This window comes from Streptomyces similanensis (assembly GCF_039543625.1).
GTDB lineage: Bacteria > Actinomycetota > Actinomycetes > Streptomycetales > Streptomycetaceae > Streptomyces > Streptomyces similanensis.
Genome location: NZ_BAABKC010000006.1, coordinates 16,031 through 30,296, shown reverse-complemented (window position 1 = coordinate 30,296; position 14,266 = coordinate 16,031). Strand labels below are relative to the sequence as shown.

At 73.0% G+C, this 14,266-nt stretch carries 13 protein-coding genes; 6 read left to right on the top strand and 7 right to left on the bottom strand.

Features of this window, described 5'->3' with window-relative positions; translation table 11 throughout:
• The first annotated feature begins 421 nt into the window (after nt 1–421).
• Nucleotides 422–1,888 carry a sensor histidine kinase gene (locus ABEB07_RS01770; RefSeq protein ID WP_176152119.1) on the top strand — a complete coding sequence of 489 codons (1,467 nt, stop codon included), beginning with the start codon at nt 422–424 and terminating at the stop codon, nt 1,886–1,888.
• 235 nt (nt 1,889–2,123) lie between these two features.
• Here the strand turns inward: ABEB07_RS01770 and ABEB07_RS01765 are convergent, their stop codons facing one another.
• Nucleotides 2,124–2,381 carry a WhiB family transcriptional regulator gene (locus tag ABEB07_RS01765; RefSeq protein WP_003992873.1) on the bottom strand — a complete coding sequence of 86 codons (258 nt, stop codon included), beginning with the start codon at nt 2,379–2,381 and terminating at the stop codon, nt 2,124–2,126.
• Between the two features lie 319 nt (nt 2,382–2,700).
• Entirely contained in the window at nt 2,701–3,669 is a 969-nt protein-coding gene (locus ABEB07_RS01760; RefSeq protein WP_176150460.1) for a diacylglycerol/lipid kinase family protein, read from the bottom strand.
• Between the two features lie 136 nt (nt 3,670–3,805).
• Between ABEB07_RS01760 and ABEB07_RS01755 the strand changes: the two genes are divergently transcribed.
• Nucleotides 3,806–4,288, top strand: coding sequence for a hypothetical protein (locus tag ABEB07_RS01755; RefSeq protein WP_345666698.1), 483 nt, complete (start codon nt 3,806–3,808; stop codon nt 4,286–4,288).
• Nucleotides 4,289–4,487: 199 nt separating this feature from the next.
• Here ABEB07_RS01755 and ABEB07_RS01750 read toward each other — a convergent pair whose 3' ends face one another.
• From ABEB07_RS01750 to ABEB07_RS01740, 3 genes are all read right to left on the bottom strand, one after another.
• Entirely contained in the window at nt 4,488–5,606 is a 1,119-nt protein-coding gene (locus ABEB07_RS01750) for an RNA polymerase sigma factor SigF (protein WP_345666697.1), read from the bottom strand.
• A gap of 17 nt (nt 5,607–5,623) precedes the next feature.
• On the bottom strand, nt 5,624–6,040 hold the full coding sequence (locus tag ABEB07_RS01745) for an ATP-binding protein (RefSeq protein WP_009190566.1): 417 nt from the start codon (nt 6,038–6,040) through the stop codon (nt 5,624–5,626).
• Between the two features lie 249 nt (nt 6,041–6,289).
• A complete protein-coding gene (locus tag ABEB07_RS01740; RefSeq protein ID WP_164588660.1) occupies nt 6,290–6,550 on the bottom strand; it encodes a UBP-type zinc finger domain-containing protein in 261 nt (86 codons plus the stop codon).
• 81 nt (nt 6,551–6,631) lie between these two features.
• Here ABEB07_RS01740 and ABEB07_RS01735 point away from each other — a divergent pair, with 81 nt between their 5' ends.
• The gene (locus tag ABEB07_RS01735; protein ID WP_345666696.1) at nt 6,632–8,227 is read left to right on the top strand and encodes a Na+/H+ antiporter; all 1,596 of its coding nucleotides are present in this window, start codon (nt 6,632–6,634) and stop codon (nt 8,225–8,227) included.
• A gap of 37 nt (nt 8,228–8,264) precedes the next feature.
• Here ABEB07_RS01735 and ABEB07_RS01730 read toward each other — a convergent pair whose 3' ends face one another.
• Nucleotides 8,265–9,230: a 1-aminocyclopropane-1-carboxylate deaminase/D-cysteine desulfhydrase gene (locus tag ABEB07_RS01730; protein WP_425588935.1), complete on the bottom strand. Its 966-nt coding sequence runs from the start codon at nt 9,228–9,230 to the stop codon at nt 8,265–8,267.
• 248 nt (nt 9,231–9,478) lie between these two features.
• Between ABEB07_RS01730 and ABEB07_RS01725 the strand changes: the two genes are divergently transcribed.
• The 3 genes from ABEB07_RS01725 (at nt 9,479) to ABEB07_RS01715 (ending at nt 13,163) form a co-directional block, all read left to right on the top strand.
• Complete coding sequence (locus tag ABEB07_RS01725; protein WP_164588692.1) at nt 9,479–10,885, top strand: family 2B encapsulin nanocompartment shell protein; 1,407 nt, start codon at nt 9,479–9,481, stop codon at nt 10,883–10,885.
• A gap of 118 nt (nt 10,886–11,003) precedes the next feature.
• A complete protein-coding gene (locus tag ABEB07_RS01720; protein ID WP_345666695.1) occupies nt 11,004–12,173 on the top strand; it encodes a family 2 encapsulin nanocompartment cargo protein polyprenyl transferase in 1,170 nt (389 codons plus the stop codon).
• Nucleotides 12,174–12,491: 318 nt separating this feature from the next.
• The gene (locus ABEB07_RS01715) at nt 12,492–13,163 is read left to right on the top strand and encodes a GNAT family N-acetyltransferase (protein WP_345666694.1); all 672 of its coding nucleotides are present in this window, start codon (nt 12,492–12,494) and stop codon (nt 13,161–13,163) included.
• Nucleotides 13,164–13,299: 136 nt separating this feature from the next.
• Here ABEB07_RS01715 and ABEB07_RS01710 read toward each other — a convergent pair whose 3' ends face one another.
• Nucleotides 13,300–14,046, bottom strand: a complete 747-nt coding sequence (locus tag ABEB07_RS01710) for a VOC family protein (RefSeq protein ID WP_345666693.1) — start codon at nt 14,044–14,046, stop codon at nt 13,300–13,302.
• Between the last annotated feature and the right edge of the window lie 220 nt (nt 14,047–14,266).

Genomic DNA, 14,266 nt, shown 5'->3' with positions numbered 1-14,266 from the left:
CCGGTCCGTCCGATCGGCGGGAAGGGCCGGGAAGGGCCGAGAAAGGGCGACGAACACCGCCCCGCTCATGGACAGGCACAAGTGGTCTAGTCCAGAATCGAGGAGAAGTCCTCGAACGGCGGACCGCGAGCGGCACCGCCCGCGAGCGACACACGAACGCACGAGCCTCCGTCCTCCCCGCACAGGAGGACGGACCGAGGAACCGGTGCTCTCTGCCCTGACTGCTCCGGCTCCTCATCCTTCGGCCGACCGGGACCGCACACCCCACGGCCGATATTGCTCCGGGCTGCGGTGCCGGGAGGGCTGAGGGTCCCTCTCAGGCGCCGCGGCCCGCGGGTGTCTCCGGAGCCGTTCCGTGGCCGCGCGGCCCGATATTTCGAGACCGTACAAACCCCCGGGTACGCTCGCAGACGTGCCCTCCATGAACGAACTCGTACGCCAGCACACCGCGCTCGACGACTCCGACCTCGAGTGGCTCCACCTGCTGGTCTCGGAGTGGCAGCTGCTCTCCGACCTCTCCTTCGCCGACCTGGTCCTGTGGGTCCCCACCCTCGACGGCACCCGCTACGTCTCGGTCGCCCAGATGCGCCCGAACACCGGCCCGACCTCCTACCAGGACGACATGGTCGGCCACCTCGTGCCGCGCGGCCGCCGCCCGATGCTGGACGCGGCGCTCGACGAGGGCCGGATCGTGCGCGAGGGCGACCCGGAGTGGCGCGAGGAGGTCCCGGTCCGCGTCGAGTCCATCCCGGTACGGCGCGAGGGCCGCGTCCTCGGCGTCATCGCGCGCAACACCAACCTGCTCACCGTGCGCACCCCGAGCCGGCTGGAGCTGACGTATCTCCAGAGCGCCTCCGACCTGGCGCAGATGATCGCCGCCGGAACGTTCCCCTTCCCGGACCAGCAGGTCGACATGGACGCCTCGCCGCGCGTCGGCGACGGACTGATCCGGCTGGACGCGGACGGCGTCGTCCAGTACGCCTCGCCGAACGCGCTCTCCGCCTACCACCGGCTCGGCCTCGCCTCCGACCTGGTCGGCCACCACCTCGGCGAGGCGACGGCCGAACTGGCCCCGTCCCGCGCCCCCGTGGACGAGGCGCTGGTGAAGCTGGCCAGCGGCTGGGCGCCCCGCGAGTTCGAGATCGAGGCGAGCGACGGGGTGATCCAGTTCCGGGCCATCCCGCTCAAACCCAAGGGCACCCGCATCGGTTCGCTGGTGCTGCTCCGCGACGTCACCGAACTGCGCCGCCGCGAGCGTGAGTTGATCACCAAGGACGCGACGATCCGGGAGATCCACCACCGGGTCAAGAACAACCTCCAGACGGTGGCGGCCCTGCTCAGGCTGCAGGCCCGGCGGATCGGCTCCGAGGGCGGACGGGAGGCCCTGGAGGAGGCCGTGCGCCGGGTCGGCTCGATCGCCATCGTGCATGAGACGCTGTCTCAGAACTTGGATGAGCGGGTGGAGTTCGACGAGATCGCCGACCGGGTGCTGGCGATGGTCGCGGAGATCTCGCCGGGCAAGGTGACCGGCCGGCGCACCGGCCGGTTCGGCATCCTGGACGCCGAGGTGGCCACGCCGCTGTCCATGGTGCTCACCGAGATCCTGCAGAACGCCCTGGAGCACGGCTTCCGGGAGGGCGACACCGGCACGGTCGAGGTCTCCGCGGTCCGCGGCGGCACCTCCCGCGAGTCCCGGCTGCTGGTCACCGTCCAGGACGACGGGGTGGGCCTGCCCGAGGACTTCGACCCGCACCGCTCGGGCAATCTCGGCCTCCAGATCGTACGAACCCTGGTCGAGGGGGAGTTGGGCGGTTCCTTCGACATGGTCCCGGCCCCGGACCGCGGTACGCGCGTGATCCTGGACCTCCCGGTCGAGGCCCACAAGTAACCGGGCCAGCGTCCGGGCCGTCGGGCCACGCCGGTGGGCCGCGGCAGGCGCACGGCAAAGAGCCCCGGACCTCGAAAGGTCCGGGGCTAGTCGCTTCGTGCTTCCCCGTCGCGGGACGCCTCCGCTCGAAGAGCGGGGGGCCACCGGGGGGTACTGCGCGCTGCGGCTCGGGGGCGGGAGATGCGTACGCGCTGTACGCGCCGCCAAGCTCAGGCTGTCAGCGGGGTGGCTGTGGTCAGGCGGAGGCCTGACGAGCCCGGTTGCGGGCGGCGCGGCGCTTCATCGCGCGGCGCTCGTCCTCGCTGAGACCACCCCAGACGCCGGAGTCCTGACCGGACTCGAGCGCCCACTGCAGGCACTGCTCGATAACCGGGCAGCGACGGCAGACGGCCTTGGCTTCCTCGATCTGCAGCAGCGCAGGACCGGTGTTGCCGATGGGGAAGAAGAGCTCGGGGTCTTCCTCGCGGCAAACGGCGTTGTGACGCCAGTCCATGGCTGCTACCTCTCCTTGGTATTACGTGCAAGTTGCTTGTGAATGTGAACGCTTTCACGAATCCCTCAACAAGTGAAGGGCCGACCGTCAGGTTTCCCTGGCGTGGTCCTGTGGATTGAAGAGGGGTTCCGGTGATCTCTGGGGCCCGTGTGGTGGGCCGCCCCGATCGCCATGTAGAGACTCGCAAACCTCGGCGGCGGATACAACCCCTTCCGGAAAGTTTTTTTTGATTCCTCGGTGTCGACTAGGTCACAGCCGTACTTCCATGGGGTGGACCCTGGCCTAAACGTTCGAGTGAAAGGACTTTCGGCCCTTCCACTCACACAATCACACGCAGTGCACGGCGTACGCCTGTGAACGTCACGCTCGTTCGCAGTCCCAGGTGGTCGCCGTCCATCTGGAGGGGGAGCGGCACCTTCGAATGCAAGGTGAAGCGGCTCAGATCGTGCAGTGACAGGGCGTGCCGGCCCTGGGGTCCGCGTTCGGGGGACGAAGTGAGCAACTGCGTGCCATACCGGGCGACCGCAGCCGTGGAGAGCCGGCTGAGACCGAGCACGTCGAGGCCCGTGTCGAACGAGGCCTTGGGTGAGGTGTACATCGCGCGATTGCCGAGATACGTCCACGGCGAGGTGTTCGAGACTATGGCGACCACCAGATCGGCGACCGGGTCCTCGCCGTCCCGCCGCACGGTGATCGTGCCGTGCCGCCGGTTCGGCTCGCCGAGGAACTGGCGGACGACCTGCCGCACGTACAGCGCGTGCGTGGACTTCTTGCCGCGCTCGCGCTGCTGCTCGACCCGGCCGACCACGCCCGCGTCGAAGCCGAGGCCGGCGTTGAAGGTGAACCAGCGCTCGGGCACGGCGGCGTCCTCGGTGCCCGGCGTCCCGGAGGCCAGGCCCAGGCCGACCGTGCGCTCGCTGCCGTCCCGCAGGCCGTCCAGGATCGCGCCGGTGGCCTCCACCGCGTCGTTGGGCAGGCCCAGGGCGCGGGCGAAGACGTTGGTGGAGCCGCCGGGCACCACGGCGAGGCGGGGCAGCCGCTCGGGGTCGGGGCCGCGGTGCAGCAGGCCGTTGACCACCTCGTTGACGGTGCCGTCGCCGCCGAGGGCCACCACCAGGTCGATCTCGCCGCTGTCCGCGGCCTGGCGGCCCAGGTCGCGGGCGTGGCCGCGGTACTCGGTGGTGACCGCCTCCAGCTTCATCTCGCTGGCGAGCGCGTGGATCAGGACGTCGCGCGTACGTGCGCTTGTGGTGGTTGCCGCCGGATTGACCACGAGAAGTGCACGCATGGGTTGCAGGGTACCTACTGGGCAGTACTCCGCCCAGGCCGAGGTAGGGATCGGGTAAGAGGGGGAGGCGTGAGCCCGGACACGGCGGCGCGGCCCGCACGGCCCGCGCCCGGGGCTCGAGGGCTACTCTTCAGGGGTGAGCAGTCAGCAGAAACCCGTTGCCGGCGCCGCCGACACCACGGACCCCACCGACACCACGACGGACACCGCCGGGCCGCGGCCGCGGCGGCTGACGTACGCGGCCGCGCTGTCCGCGCTGGAGGCGCTCGCGCTGGTCGTGGGCGGGGTCTGGATGCTCGTCCTCGGCGTCACGGGTGACGACCGGCAGCAGGCCGTCACCGGCGGGATCACCGTCCTGGTGCTCGCGCTGCTGCCGCTGCTGGCCGCCCGGGGGCTGCTGCTGCGGCGCGGCTGGAGCCGCGGACCGGCCGTCATCACCCAGATCATGGCGCTGCCCGTCGCCTACAGCCTGCTCAAGGCGGACGGCCTGGCCGTCCCGGCCGGCATCGCGCTCGCGGCGGTCGCGGTGACGTCGCTGGTCCTGCTGGTCAACCCGGCGACGACCCAGGCCCTCGGCATCAGGGGTCCGGGCCGAACCCAGGAGAGCGACCAGCGCTGAGCGGCCGGCACCGATCAACCGGCACTGCTCGATCGGCACTGCTCATCCGGCGCTGCTCATCCGGCGCTGCTCATCCGGCACTGATCGGTCAGCGGCGATCGGCCGGCACTGAGCGGTCGGCGCCGGCGGCACGGCCCCGCGCGGGCGGGCGTGCGTGCCGCTCGGTCAGGTCAGGGAACGTGCGGCCGCCGCACCGCCGTCACTCCTCCACCAGCAGTTTCTCCCGCAGCTGGGCCAGGGTGCGGGCCAGCAGCCGGGAGACGTGCATCTGCGAGATGCCGACCTCCTGCGCGATCTGCGACTGGGTCATGTTGCCGAAGAAGCGCAGCAGCAGGATCCGCTTCTCGCGCGGCGGGAGGTCCTCCAGCAGCGGCTTCAGCGACTCGCGGTACTCCACGCCCTCCAGCGCCTCGTCCTCCGCGCCGAGGGTGTCCGCGACCGCCGGGGACTCGTCGTCCGTGTCGGGGACGTCCAGGGACAGCGTGGAGTAGGCGTTGGCCGACTCCAGGCCCTCCAGGACCTCCTCCTCGGAGATGGCGAGCTTCTCCGCCAGCTCGTGCACCGTGGGGGAGCGGCCGTGCAGCTGGGACAGCTCCGCGGTCGCCGTGGTGAGCGCGAGCCGCAGCTCCTGGAGCCGGCGCGGCACCCGCACCGCCCAGCCCTTGTCCCGGAAGTGCCGCTTGATCTCGCCGACCACCGTCGGGGTCGCGTAGGTGGAGAACTCCACCCCGCGCTCCGGGTCGAACCGGTCGACCGACTTGATCAGGCCGATGGTGGCGACCTGGGTGAGGTCGTCCAGCGGCTCCCCGCGGTTGCGGAAGCGCCGCGCCAGGTGCTCGACGAGCGGAAGGTGCATGCGGACCAGCTGGTTGCGCAGCTCCGCGTACCGCGGGTCGCCGTCGCCCAGGGCGCGCAGCTGCACGAACATCGCGCGTGCTCCACTGCGGTCGTGCGCGTCGTGATGCGTGCCGTGCACGCGGGAGACGCTCGGCGCGCCGTCCTCGGAGTTCCGCTCGTGCTCGCCCATCGTCCCGCCCGTCGCCCTTCCCCGGGCCCCCGCCCCCGGCGAGGCGGGGGCGGCGGGGCCCCTCCGCCCCGCGGCGTCCTCCGGACGCACGCCCGGGGAAGCGGTCCCCGGGCCTTCGTCGTCCGGATGCGGCCTGGCCTGCTCGGGGATGCCGTCGATGCCGCCGGCCGGCCGCGGGGCCCCCGCCGGGCCGTCCGGGCCGTCCTCGGCCGGGGTCCCGGCCCCGTCCGCGCGGGGCGGCCTCCCGCCCTCGCCCGGCCGTTCCCATGTGCCGCGCTCTTCGTCCCGCACCGGCCCGTCCCCGTTCCTCACGCCGGCCCGGGTCCCGCGCCGCGCTGTTTGTAGAGGCTGATCGAAACGGTCTTGTCCTCGTCCACCGCGGAGGAGACCTTGCCCGCGAGCGCGGACAGCACGGTCCAGGCGAAGGTGTCCCGCGAGGGCGCGTGGCCGTCCGTGGTGGGGGCCGAGACCGTGACCTCCAGCGAGTCGTCGACCAGCCGGAAGACACAGCTGAGCACCGAGCCGGGCACGGCCTGCTGAAGCAGGATCGCGCAGGCCTCGTCCACCGCGATGCGCAGGTCCTCGATCTCGTCCAGGGTGAAGTCCAAACGGGCCGCGAGGCCGGCCGTGGCCGTCCGCAGCACCGACAGGTAGGCACCCGCAGCCGGCAGCCGGACCTCCACGAAGTCCTGGTTCGCCGCGGGCTCGCCTGCGATCTGGGACACCCTCACCTCCAAGGTGGTACAAGCTTTTTCGGGGCCGAGGGTCGCCCCCCGGGTCACGCGACGCGTGGTTCAGCGGTGACGCTACCGCGCTCTCGACATTACTGTCCCTGGGACCCCGACCCCGGCTGTCACTCATAGTAAACGTACGAATACGCTCCGTGTCTAGGGGTGCGGCGGCCTCAAATGGGAACAGCGCGCGCCGGGTTGACGTACCCAGGCGTCACACCCTCGAACCGTCCGGAGCCCTGGTCACACGAGTACGTGATCCACGAAGCACCAGCGCCAGTCCTCACCCGGCTCGAACGTCCGCATCACCGGGTGCCCGGTGTCCTTGTGGTGCTTGGTGGCGTGCTGATTCGGCGAGGAGTCGCAGCACCCCACGTGCCCGCAGGTCAGGCACAGCCGCAGCTGGACCGGGTGCGTGCCGTCGGCCAGGCACTCCAGGCACGTCTCGCTGCGGGGGTCGGGCTCCGGATTCGGCAGCGCGCCGGTGTGCGTGCACTGTTTCATGATTGCCAGATTACGACTTCCCCGCGCGCGACCACGCGGAACGGGCGGACGGGACGGAACGACGATGGGCGGGCGAGGACGATGGACGTGATGCCGCTGCTGTTGCTGGTGGCGGGCAGCGCCGCGGTGGCCGGGGCGGCCCGGCGCACCCCGGTGCCGGCGCCGCTGCTGCTGGTCGCCGCGGGGCTGGCGGTCTCCTACCTCCCCGGGGTGCCCGACTACACCCTCGACCCGGCGGTCGTCCTGCCGCTGCTGCTGCCCCCGCTGCTGTACACCTCGGCCATCGACAGCTCCTACCTGGACCTGCGCGCCCAGGTGCGGCCGGTGGCGCTGCTCTCGGTCGGATACGTGCTCTTCGCGACCTTCGCGGTCGGCTGGGCCGCCTACCTGCTCGTGCCGGACCTGCCGCTGACGGCCGCCCTGGTGCTGGGCGCGGTGGTGGCGCCGCCGGACGCGGTCGCGGCGACGGCGGTGGCCCGCCGGGTCGGACTGCCCTCGCGCATCACCACGATCCTCCAGGGCGAGTCCCTGCTGAACGACGCCACCGCCATCACCGCCTACAAGGTCGCCCTGGCCGCCGCGGTCGGCGAGAGCGCGACGTGGGCCGGAGGAGTGGAGGAGTTCCTGCTCGCGGCGTTCGGCGGCGTCGGCGTAGGACTGGTGCTGATGGCGCCGCTGCACTGGCTGCGCACCCATCTGAAGGAGGCGCTCCTGCAGAACAGCCTCTCGCTGCTGATCCCGTTCGTCGCCTACGGCGTCGCCGAGCAGGTGCACGCCTCCGGGGTGCTCGCGGTCGTCACCGTCGCCCTCTACCTCGGGCACCGCGCGTGGGAGGTCGACTTCGCCACCCGGCTCCAGGAGGAGGCCGTGTGGAAGATGGTCGCCTTCGTCCTGGAGTCCGCGGTCTTCGCGCTCATCGGGCTCCAGCTGCCGGTCGTGGTCCGCGGACTCGACACGTATGCCGGCGCCGACGCCGTCCTGTACGCGGTCGTGCTCTTCCTGGTCGTCGTCGCGGCCCGGTTCGTGTGGGTGTACCCGGCGGCGTTCCTGCCTCGGCTGCTGTCCCGGCGGGTGCGGGAGCGGGAGGAGAACCCCACCTGGAGGGGCGCCATGGTCACCGCCTGGGCCGGGATGCGGGGCGTGGTGTCCCTGGCCATCGCCTTCTCCATCCCGCTCACGGTGCACGGCGGCGGCCCCTTCCCGCAGCGCAACCTGCTGCTGTTCCTGACCTTCACCACCGTCATCGGCACCCTGGTCGTCCAGGGCCTGACCCTGCCCCCGCTGATCCGCCTGCTGAGGTTCCCCGGCCACGACGAGCGGGCCGCCACCCTCGCCGAGGCGAACGCCCAGGCACAGGCCTCGCTGGCCGCCGAACGGCGCCTGGAGGAACTGCTCGCCGACGAGCGCAACACCCTGCCCCCGCCGCTGGCCGAACGGCTCCGCGCCGTCCTGGAGCGCCGCCGCAACGCCGTCTGGGAACGCCTCGGCCAGACCAACCCCGTCACCGGCGAGTCGGTCGACGACACCTACCGGCGCCTGTCTCGGGACATGATCGGCGCCGAGCGGGAGGTCTTCGTCCGGCTGCGCGACGGCCGCTACATCGACGACGAGATGCTGCGCGTGCTGCTGCGCCGACTGGACCTGGAGGAGGCGGCCGTCTACCGAGAGACGGCGTGAGGCCGCCTCCCCGGAGCCCCGCGCCGAGGGGGGCGGCTCAGGACTCGTCCGGGAAGGGGCGGCCCGTGACGACCGCCGCGAGCGTCGTCCCGCGCGCGAAGGCGCCCTCGGCCGCCAGGGCGGCCAGCGCGTACAGCAGCTTGGCGACGTAGAGGCGCTCGACCGGCACGCCGTGGCGGGCGGTGAAGTCCGCGGCGAAGGACTCCAGCTCGGGCGTGGTGCGGGCGTAGCCGCCGAAGTGGAAGCGCTCGTCCAGCGACCAGTCGCCCCGGCGCCCGCCGAAGGCCTCCTCCTGCAAGGTCCGCACGTCGGCGCCCAGGAAGCCGCCCTTCAGGACCGGTACGCCCAGGGCGCGCCGGCCGGGCGGCAGCCCGGCGGCCAGGCCCGCGAGGGTGCCGCCGGTGCCGCAGGCCACCGCGGCGACGTCGGCGTGCGCGCCCAGCTCCGCGCCCAGCGCGCGGCAGCCGCGCACGGCGAGCGCGTTGCTGCCGCCCTCCGGCACGACGTGCGCCTCCCGCGCCCCGACCGCCGTCAGCACCTTCGCCAGGGTCTCCGGCTCGGCCTTGCGGCGGTACGTCGTGCGGTCGAGGAAGTGCAGCCGCATCCCGTCGGCCGCGCACCGGGCCAGGGACGGGTTCAGGGGGCGGTCGGCCAGCTCCTGCCCGCGCACCACGCCGACGGTGGACAGACCGAGCAGCCGGCCCGCCGCCGCGGTGGCGCGCAGATGGTTGGAGTACGCGCCGCCGAAGGTGACGATCGTCCGCCCGCCCGCGGCCTGGAGGTTCGGCGCGAGCTTGCGCCACTTGTTGCCGATCAGCTCCGGGTGGATCAGGTCGTCCCGCTTGAGCAGCAGCCGCAGCCCGCGCCGGGTGAAACGGTCGTCGGCCAGCTCCTGCAACGGGGACGGCAGCCGGGGAGCCAAGGCGGCGGGGCCGGCGGGGCTGACGGGGCTGACGGGGCCGGCGGGACCGGCGGGGCTGGCGGGGTCGGCGGAGCTGGTCACCGGGCCATTGTCCCGGAGCGGGCCGGGGAGCGCACGGGGCGGCGCGGCGGCGCGCGGTCCCGTGCGCCGCCGGGGGAACGGCGGCGCGCGCCCCCGGCCGGACCACCTCCTGTGCCCGGCCAGGCGATGATCCATTCCCGCTCTTTCGTGTAATAGCACCGACACGGTGCGTGATGGAAGGCTGGCGCATGCAAATCGATGCCCGGTTCCGACCGAGTGCCGGGCATGAGTCGGGAGGGCAATTCTCTATGTCGGTAGGCGAAGAGGTCCGTACGGAGCAGGGCCGGCCGCAGCAGAGCCTCGGCACGGCGGCCGCGCGGAACCTGGCCACCACCACCAAGTCCGTACCCCAGATGCAGGAGATCAGCTCGCGCTGGCTGTTGCGCATGCTGCCCTGGGTCGACGTGCAGGGCGGCACCTACCGGGTGAACCGGCGGCTGACCTACGCCGTCGGCGACGGCAGGATCACCTTCGTCAAGACGGGCGACCGGGTCGAGGTGATCCCCGCCGAACTCGGCGAACTGCCCGTGCTGCGGGGCTTCGAGGACGACGACGCGCTCTCCGAACTCGCCTCGCGCTGCCGGCAGCGCGAGATCGGCGCCGGACAGGTGATCGCCTCGTTCGGCAACCAGCAGGAGGAGGTGTACCTGCTCGTCCACGGCCGCGCCGAGAAGGTCGGCACCGGCCCCTACGGCGACGACCAGGTCCTCGGCATCCTCGCCGACGGCGCCTACTTCGGCGAGCACGCGCTCCTGGACCCCGACGCCATCTGGGAGTACACGGTCCGCGCGGACACCACGTGCACCGTCCTCGTCCTGTCCCGGCACGACTTCGAGCAGGTCACCGAGCGCGCCACCTCGCTGCGCGAGCACCTGAGGAGGCTGCGCTCGATCCCCGGCCAGCGCACCAACAAGTACGGCGAGAAGGAGGTCGACCTCGCCGCGGGCCACAGCGGCGAGCCCGACATCCCGCACACCTTCGTCGACTACGAGGCCCGGCCCCGCGAGTACGAACTGAGCATCGCCCAGACCGTGCTGCGCATCCACTCGCGCGTGGCCGACCTCTACAACCAGCCGATGAACCAGACCGAGCAGCAGCTCCGGCTGACCGTCGAGGCGTTGAAGGAGCGCCAGGAGCACGAGCTGATCAACAACCGCGACTTCGGTCTGCTCCACAACTGTGAGTACGACCAGCGGATCCAGCCGCACGACGGCGTGCCGAGCCCCGACGACATGGACGAACTGCTCAGCCGGCGCCGCGGCACCAAGCTCTTCCTGGCCCACCCGCGCGCCATCGCGGCGTTCGGCCGCGAGCTGAACAAGCGGGGTCTGGTGCCCGAGACCATCGACATGGGCGGCAACCGCATCCCCACCTGGCGCGGGGTGCCGATCTTCCCGTCCAACAAGATCCCGGTCACCGAGGCCCGGACCAGCTCCATCATCGCCATGCGTCTGGGCGAGGAGGACCAGGGCGTCATCGGACTGCGCGCCCAGGGCATCCCGGACGAGATCGAGCCGAGCCTGTCCGTGCGGTTCATGGGCATCAACGAGCAGGCGATCATCAAGTACCTGGTGACGTCGTACTTCTCGGCGGCCGTGCTGGTGCCGGACGCGTTGGGCGTCCTGGAGAACATCGAGGTCGGCCGTTGGCGCTGACGCTCCCCGCCCGCCCGCGGTGTCCGCGCCCGCCGGCCCAGGTAGGACACCCCGGGGACAGGGACCCGGTACCGCCGGCGCAGCCACCAGTGTTCGCGGACTCTCCGAGGGGGAGCGGATGGCCGAGTTCATGACGGAGACGACACCACGCCCACCCGGTGGCCCCGACGCCGTGCCGACGGCGCGGCCGGGACCCGCGGCGCCCGCCACGGCGTTCCCCCGGCCCGCCCCGGGCGGCCCCGGCGGCGCCCCGGCGGCGGCGCCCGACGGCCACGACGCGGCGGTGATCCTCGACCGCGCCCGGTCGTATGTCGACCCGGAACTGCGCTCGGCCGTCGCCTCGCTGCCGTCGTCCCTGCGCCGGGTCGCCGGCTACCACTTCGGCTGGGAGCACGCCGACGGCACCCCCGCCACGGGGAACGCGGGCAAGGCGATCCGTCCCGCCCTGGTCCTGGCCGCGGCCGAGGCGATCGGCGGGGCGCGGGGGCGGGCGGCCGCGGCGCGGGCGGCCGCGGCGGTGGAACTGGTCCACAACTTCACGCTGCTGCACGACGACGTGATGGACCGGGACACCACCCGGCGGCACCGGCCCACCGTGTGGACGGTGTTCGGCGACCCCGACGCCATCCTGACCGGGGACGCCCTCCAGGCGCTCGCCCTGCGCATGCTCGCCGAGGACCCGCACCCGGCCGCCCCGGCCGCCGCGGCGCGGCTCGCCGCCTGTGTGGTGGAGCTGTGCGCGGGCCAGCAGGCGGACACGGCGCTGGAGAGCCGCGCGCCGCACGAGGTGACGCTCGCGGAGGTGCTCGCCGTGGCCGAGGCCAAGACGGGCGCGCTGCTGGGCTGCGCGTGCGCCGTCGGCGCGCTGTACGCGGGGGCGGACGAGGAGGAGGTGCGGGCGCTGGACGCCTTCGGCCGGCAGGCCGGGATGGCGTTCCAGCTCATCGACGACGTGATCGGCATATGGGGCGACCCCGAGCGCACCGGCAAGCCGGCCGGCGCCGACCTCGCCGCCCGCAAGAAGTCGCTGCCGGTGGTCGCCGCGCTCACCTCCGGCACCCCGGCGGCCGCCGAACTCGCCGATCTGTACGCCCGGCCGCACCAGGAAGGGGAGGAGGAGCGCGCCACCGTGGCGGTGGAGCGGGCGGGCGGCCGGGACTGGGCCCAGTCGCAGGCGGCCGACCGGATGGCCCAGGCGGTCCACGAACTGTCCCGGGCCGTCCCGGACCCCGCCGCGGCGGGCGGTCTGCTGGCCCTGGCCGAGTTCGTGACCAGGCGCACCAGCTGACACCGGCCCGGGGCGTCGGCGCCACTCGATGACGCCGCGCACCTCGCACCACGGGTCCACAACTCCATAGGTCCCCAGGTCCACGACCCGGCAGGGAAGCCCCGCGGCGGGGGCGGGGCTTCCCCCGGCGTGGTGGACGCAGGCCCCGGAGCCACCGGGTCCGTACGGCTCCTGACCCCGTACGGCCCCCGGCGGCTCCGGCCCGGCGGGTCCCGCACTTCCCCACGGTGTGCGGGGCCCGCTCCTCACTGCGCCCCGCCTCCCGGGTACGCTCAACTCCCTTGTTCCCAAGGCTGTTTGAAGGAGAAGGGGCGGAAGATGGGTGTGGTGATTCGGGCGGCGGGCGCCGACGACCGGGAGCTGGTCGTGCGGCTGCTGGACGAGGCGTTCCAGGACGACCCGGTGAGCGGCTGGGTCTTTCCCGGGCAGGACTACCGCCGCCTGACCCACCACCGGCTGATGGCCGCGTTCACCGACATCGTGTTCGCCGAGGGCCGCATCGATGTCACCGAGGACGGCTCGGCGTGCGCGCTGTGGCTGTCCGTGCCCGCGAACGGCCACGAGGAACCGGAGGCGGACGCCGTCGCGGGCGCGTCCACCGGCACGGGCGAGGCCGACGACGCGGTGCGGCTGCGGGAGGCCGTCGACCCGGCGAACCCCCGGGTGGAGGAGATAGCCCGGCTGCTGGCCGGGACCCACCCGGCTGGCCGTGCCCACGAGTACCTGTGGATGATCGGCGTCGCACCCAGGCGCCAGGGCGAGGGCCTGGGCGCCGCGCTGATCCGGCACGTCCTGGACCGCTGCGACCGCGAGGGGCTGCCGGCCTATCTGGAGGCCAGCAGCCCCCGCAGCGCCAAGCTCTACGAACGCCTGGGCTTCGCCGCCACCGGCCGCACTCTCGACCTGCCGGACGGCCCGAAGATGTGGCCGATGTGGCGCGAGCCGCGCAACGAGCCGGCGACCGCGCCGACACCGTCCCCGGTCAACTGACCGCAGCCATAGCACCGTTCCCAGAAAACTGACTGCCGCCTCAGCGCCGCACCCGGTCAACTGACCGCCGTCTCGGAGCCATACCGGAGAAACCGACCGCCGTCTCAGCGCCGTTCCCGGGAAACCGGCCGCTGTCTCAGCGGCGTCCGGCGGCGGGCAGTCCGCCCGTCTCCGGGTCCCGTCCGGTCAGGCAGTACAGACCGCCGGCCGGGTCGCGCAGCACGGTCCAGTGGGGATGGTCGGCCACCCGGGTCGCGCCCAGCCGCTCGTGGTCGGCACGGGTGGCGGCGAGGTCCGCGCAGGCGAGGTCGAGATGGGCGGCCGCGGGCCGCTCCTCGTCCAGACGTTGCAGCAGGACCCGGACCGGAAGCCCGGCCGGCGGCGTGAGGACGTGGAACTCGGTCCGGGAGCCCGGCAGCGACTCCCAGTCGTCCAGCAGCGCGTTCCAGAAGGCGACTTCGGCGCCCCAGGCGGACGGCGGGACGTCGAGGCACACCTGGTCGAGCCGACTGCCGCGGACGACGGGCGGGCGCGCCGACTCCCCGTCCCAGGGCACCGCGCAGAACGACCGCCCGCCGGGGGAGCGCAGAACGGCCCAGTCTCCGTGGTCGGCGACGACCGCGGCCCCGAGCCGCACCGCCGCCGCCCGCAGGCCAGGAACGTCGTCGCCGACGAGGTCGAGATGCGCGCCGCCGTCCCCCGAGGCGACGGCCTGCGCCTTGACGCACGCGTCCGAGCCGCCCGGCAGCAGGGTGACGAACTCGCCCTCGTCGCCCCGGAGTCCGGACAGCCGGGTGCCGGTCACGGCGGTCCAGAACTCCAGGGCGCGCGCGAACCGCTCGGCGGGCCGGTCGACGAAGGCGTACGTCCAACGGATGCTCATGCCGTGATCGTAGGACGGCGGCGGAGCGGGCGTTCGGTCATGAAGAGTGATGCCCTCGACCATCGCGGAGGGTTCCCCGGCACCCGTTGTGGAGGGCCACTGCTGTCGTCCGACTGCTCGAGCTCCGCGCCGACCGAACCCGCCCGCTCACGCACCCGACGTCGCGCGTCGTTCTGGCAGACGGGGGCAGGGCCTGATGGGTGACAGGAAAGACGACCGC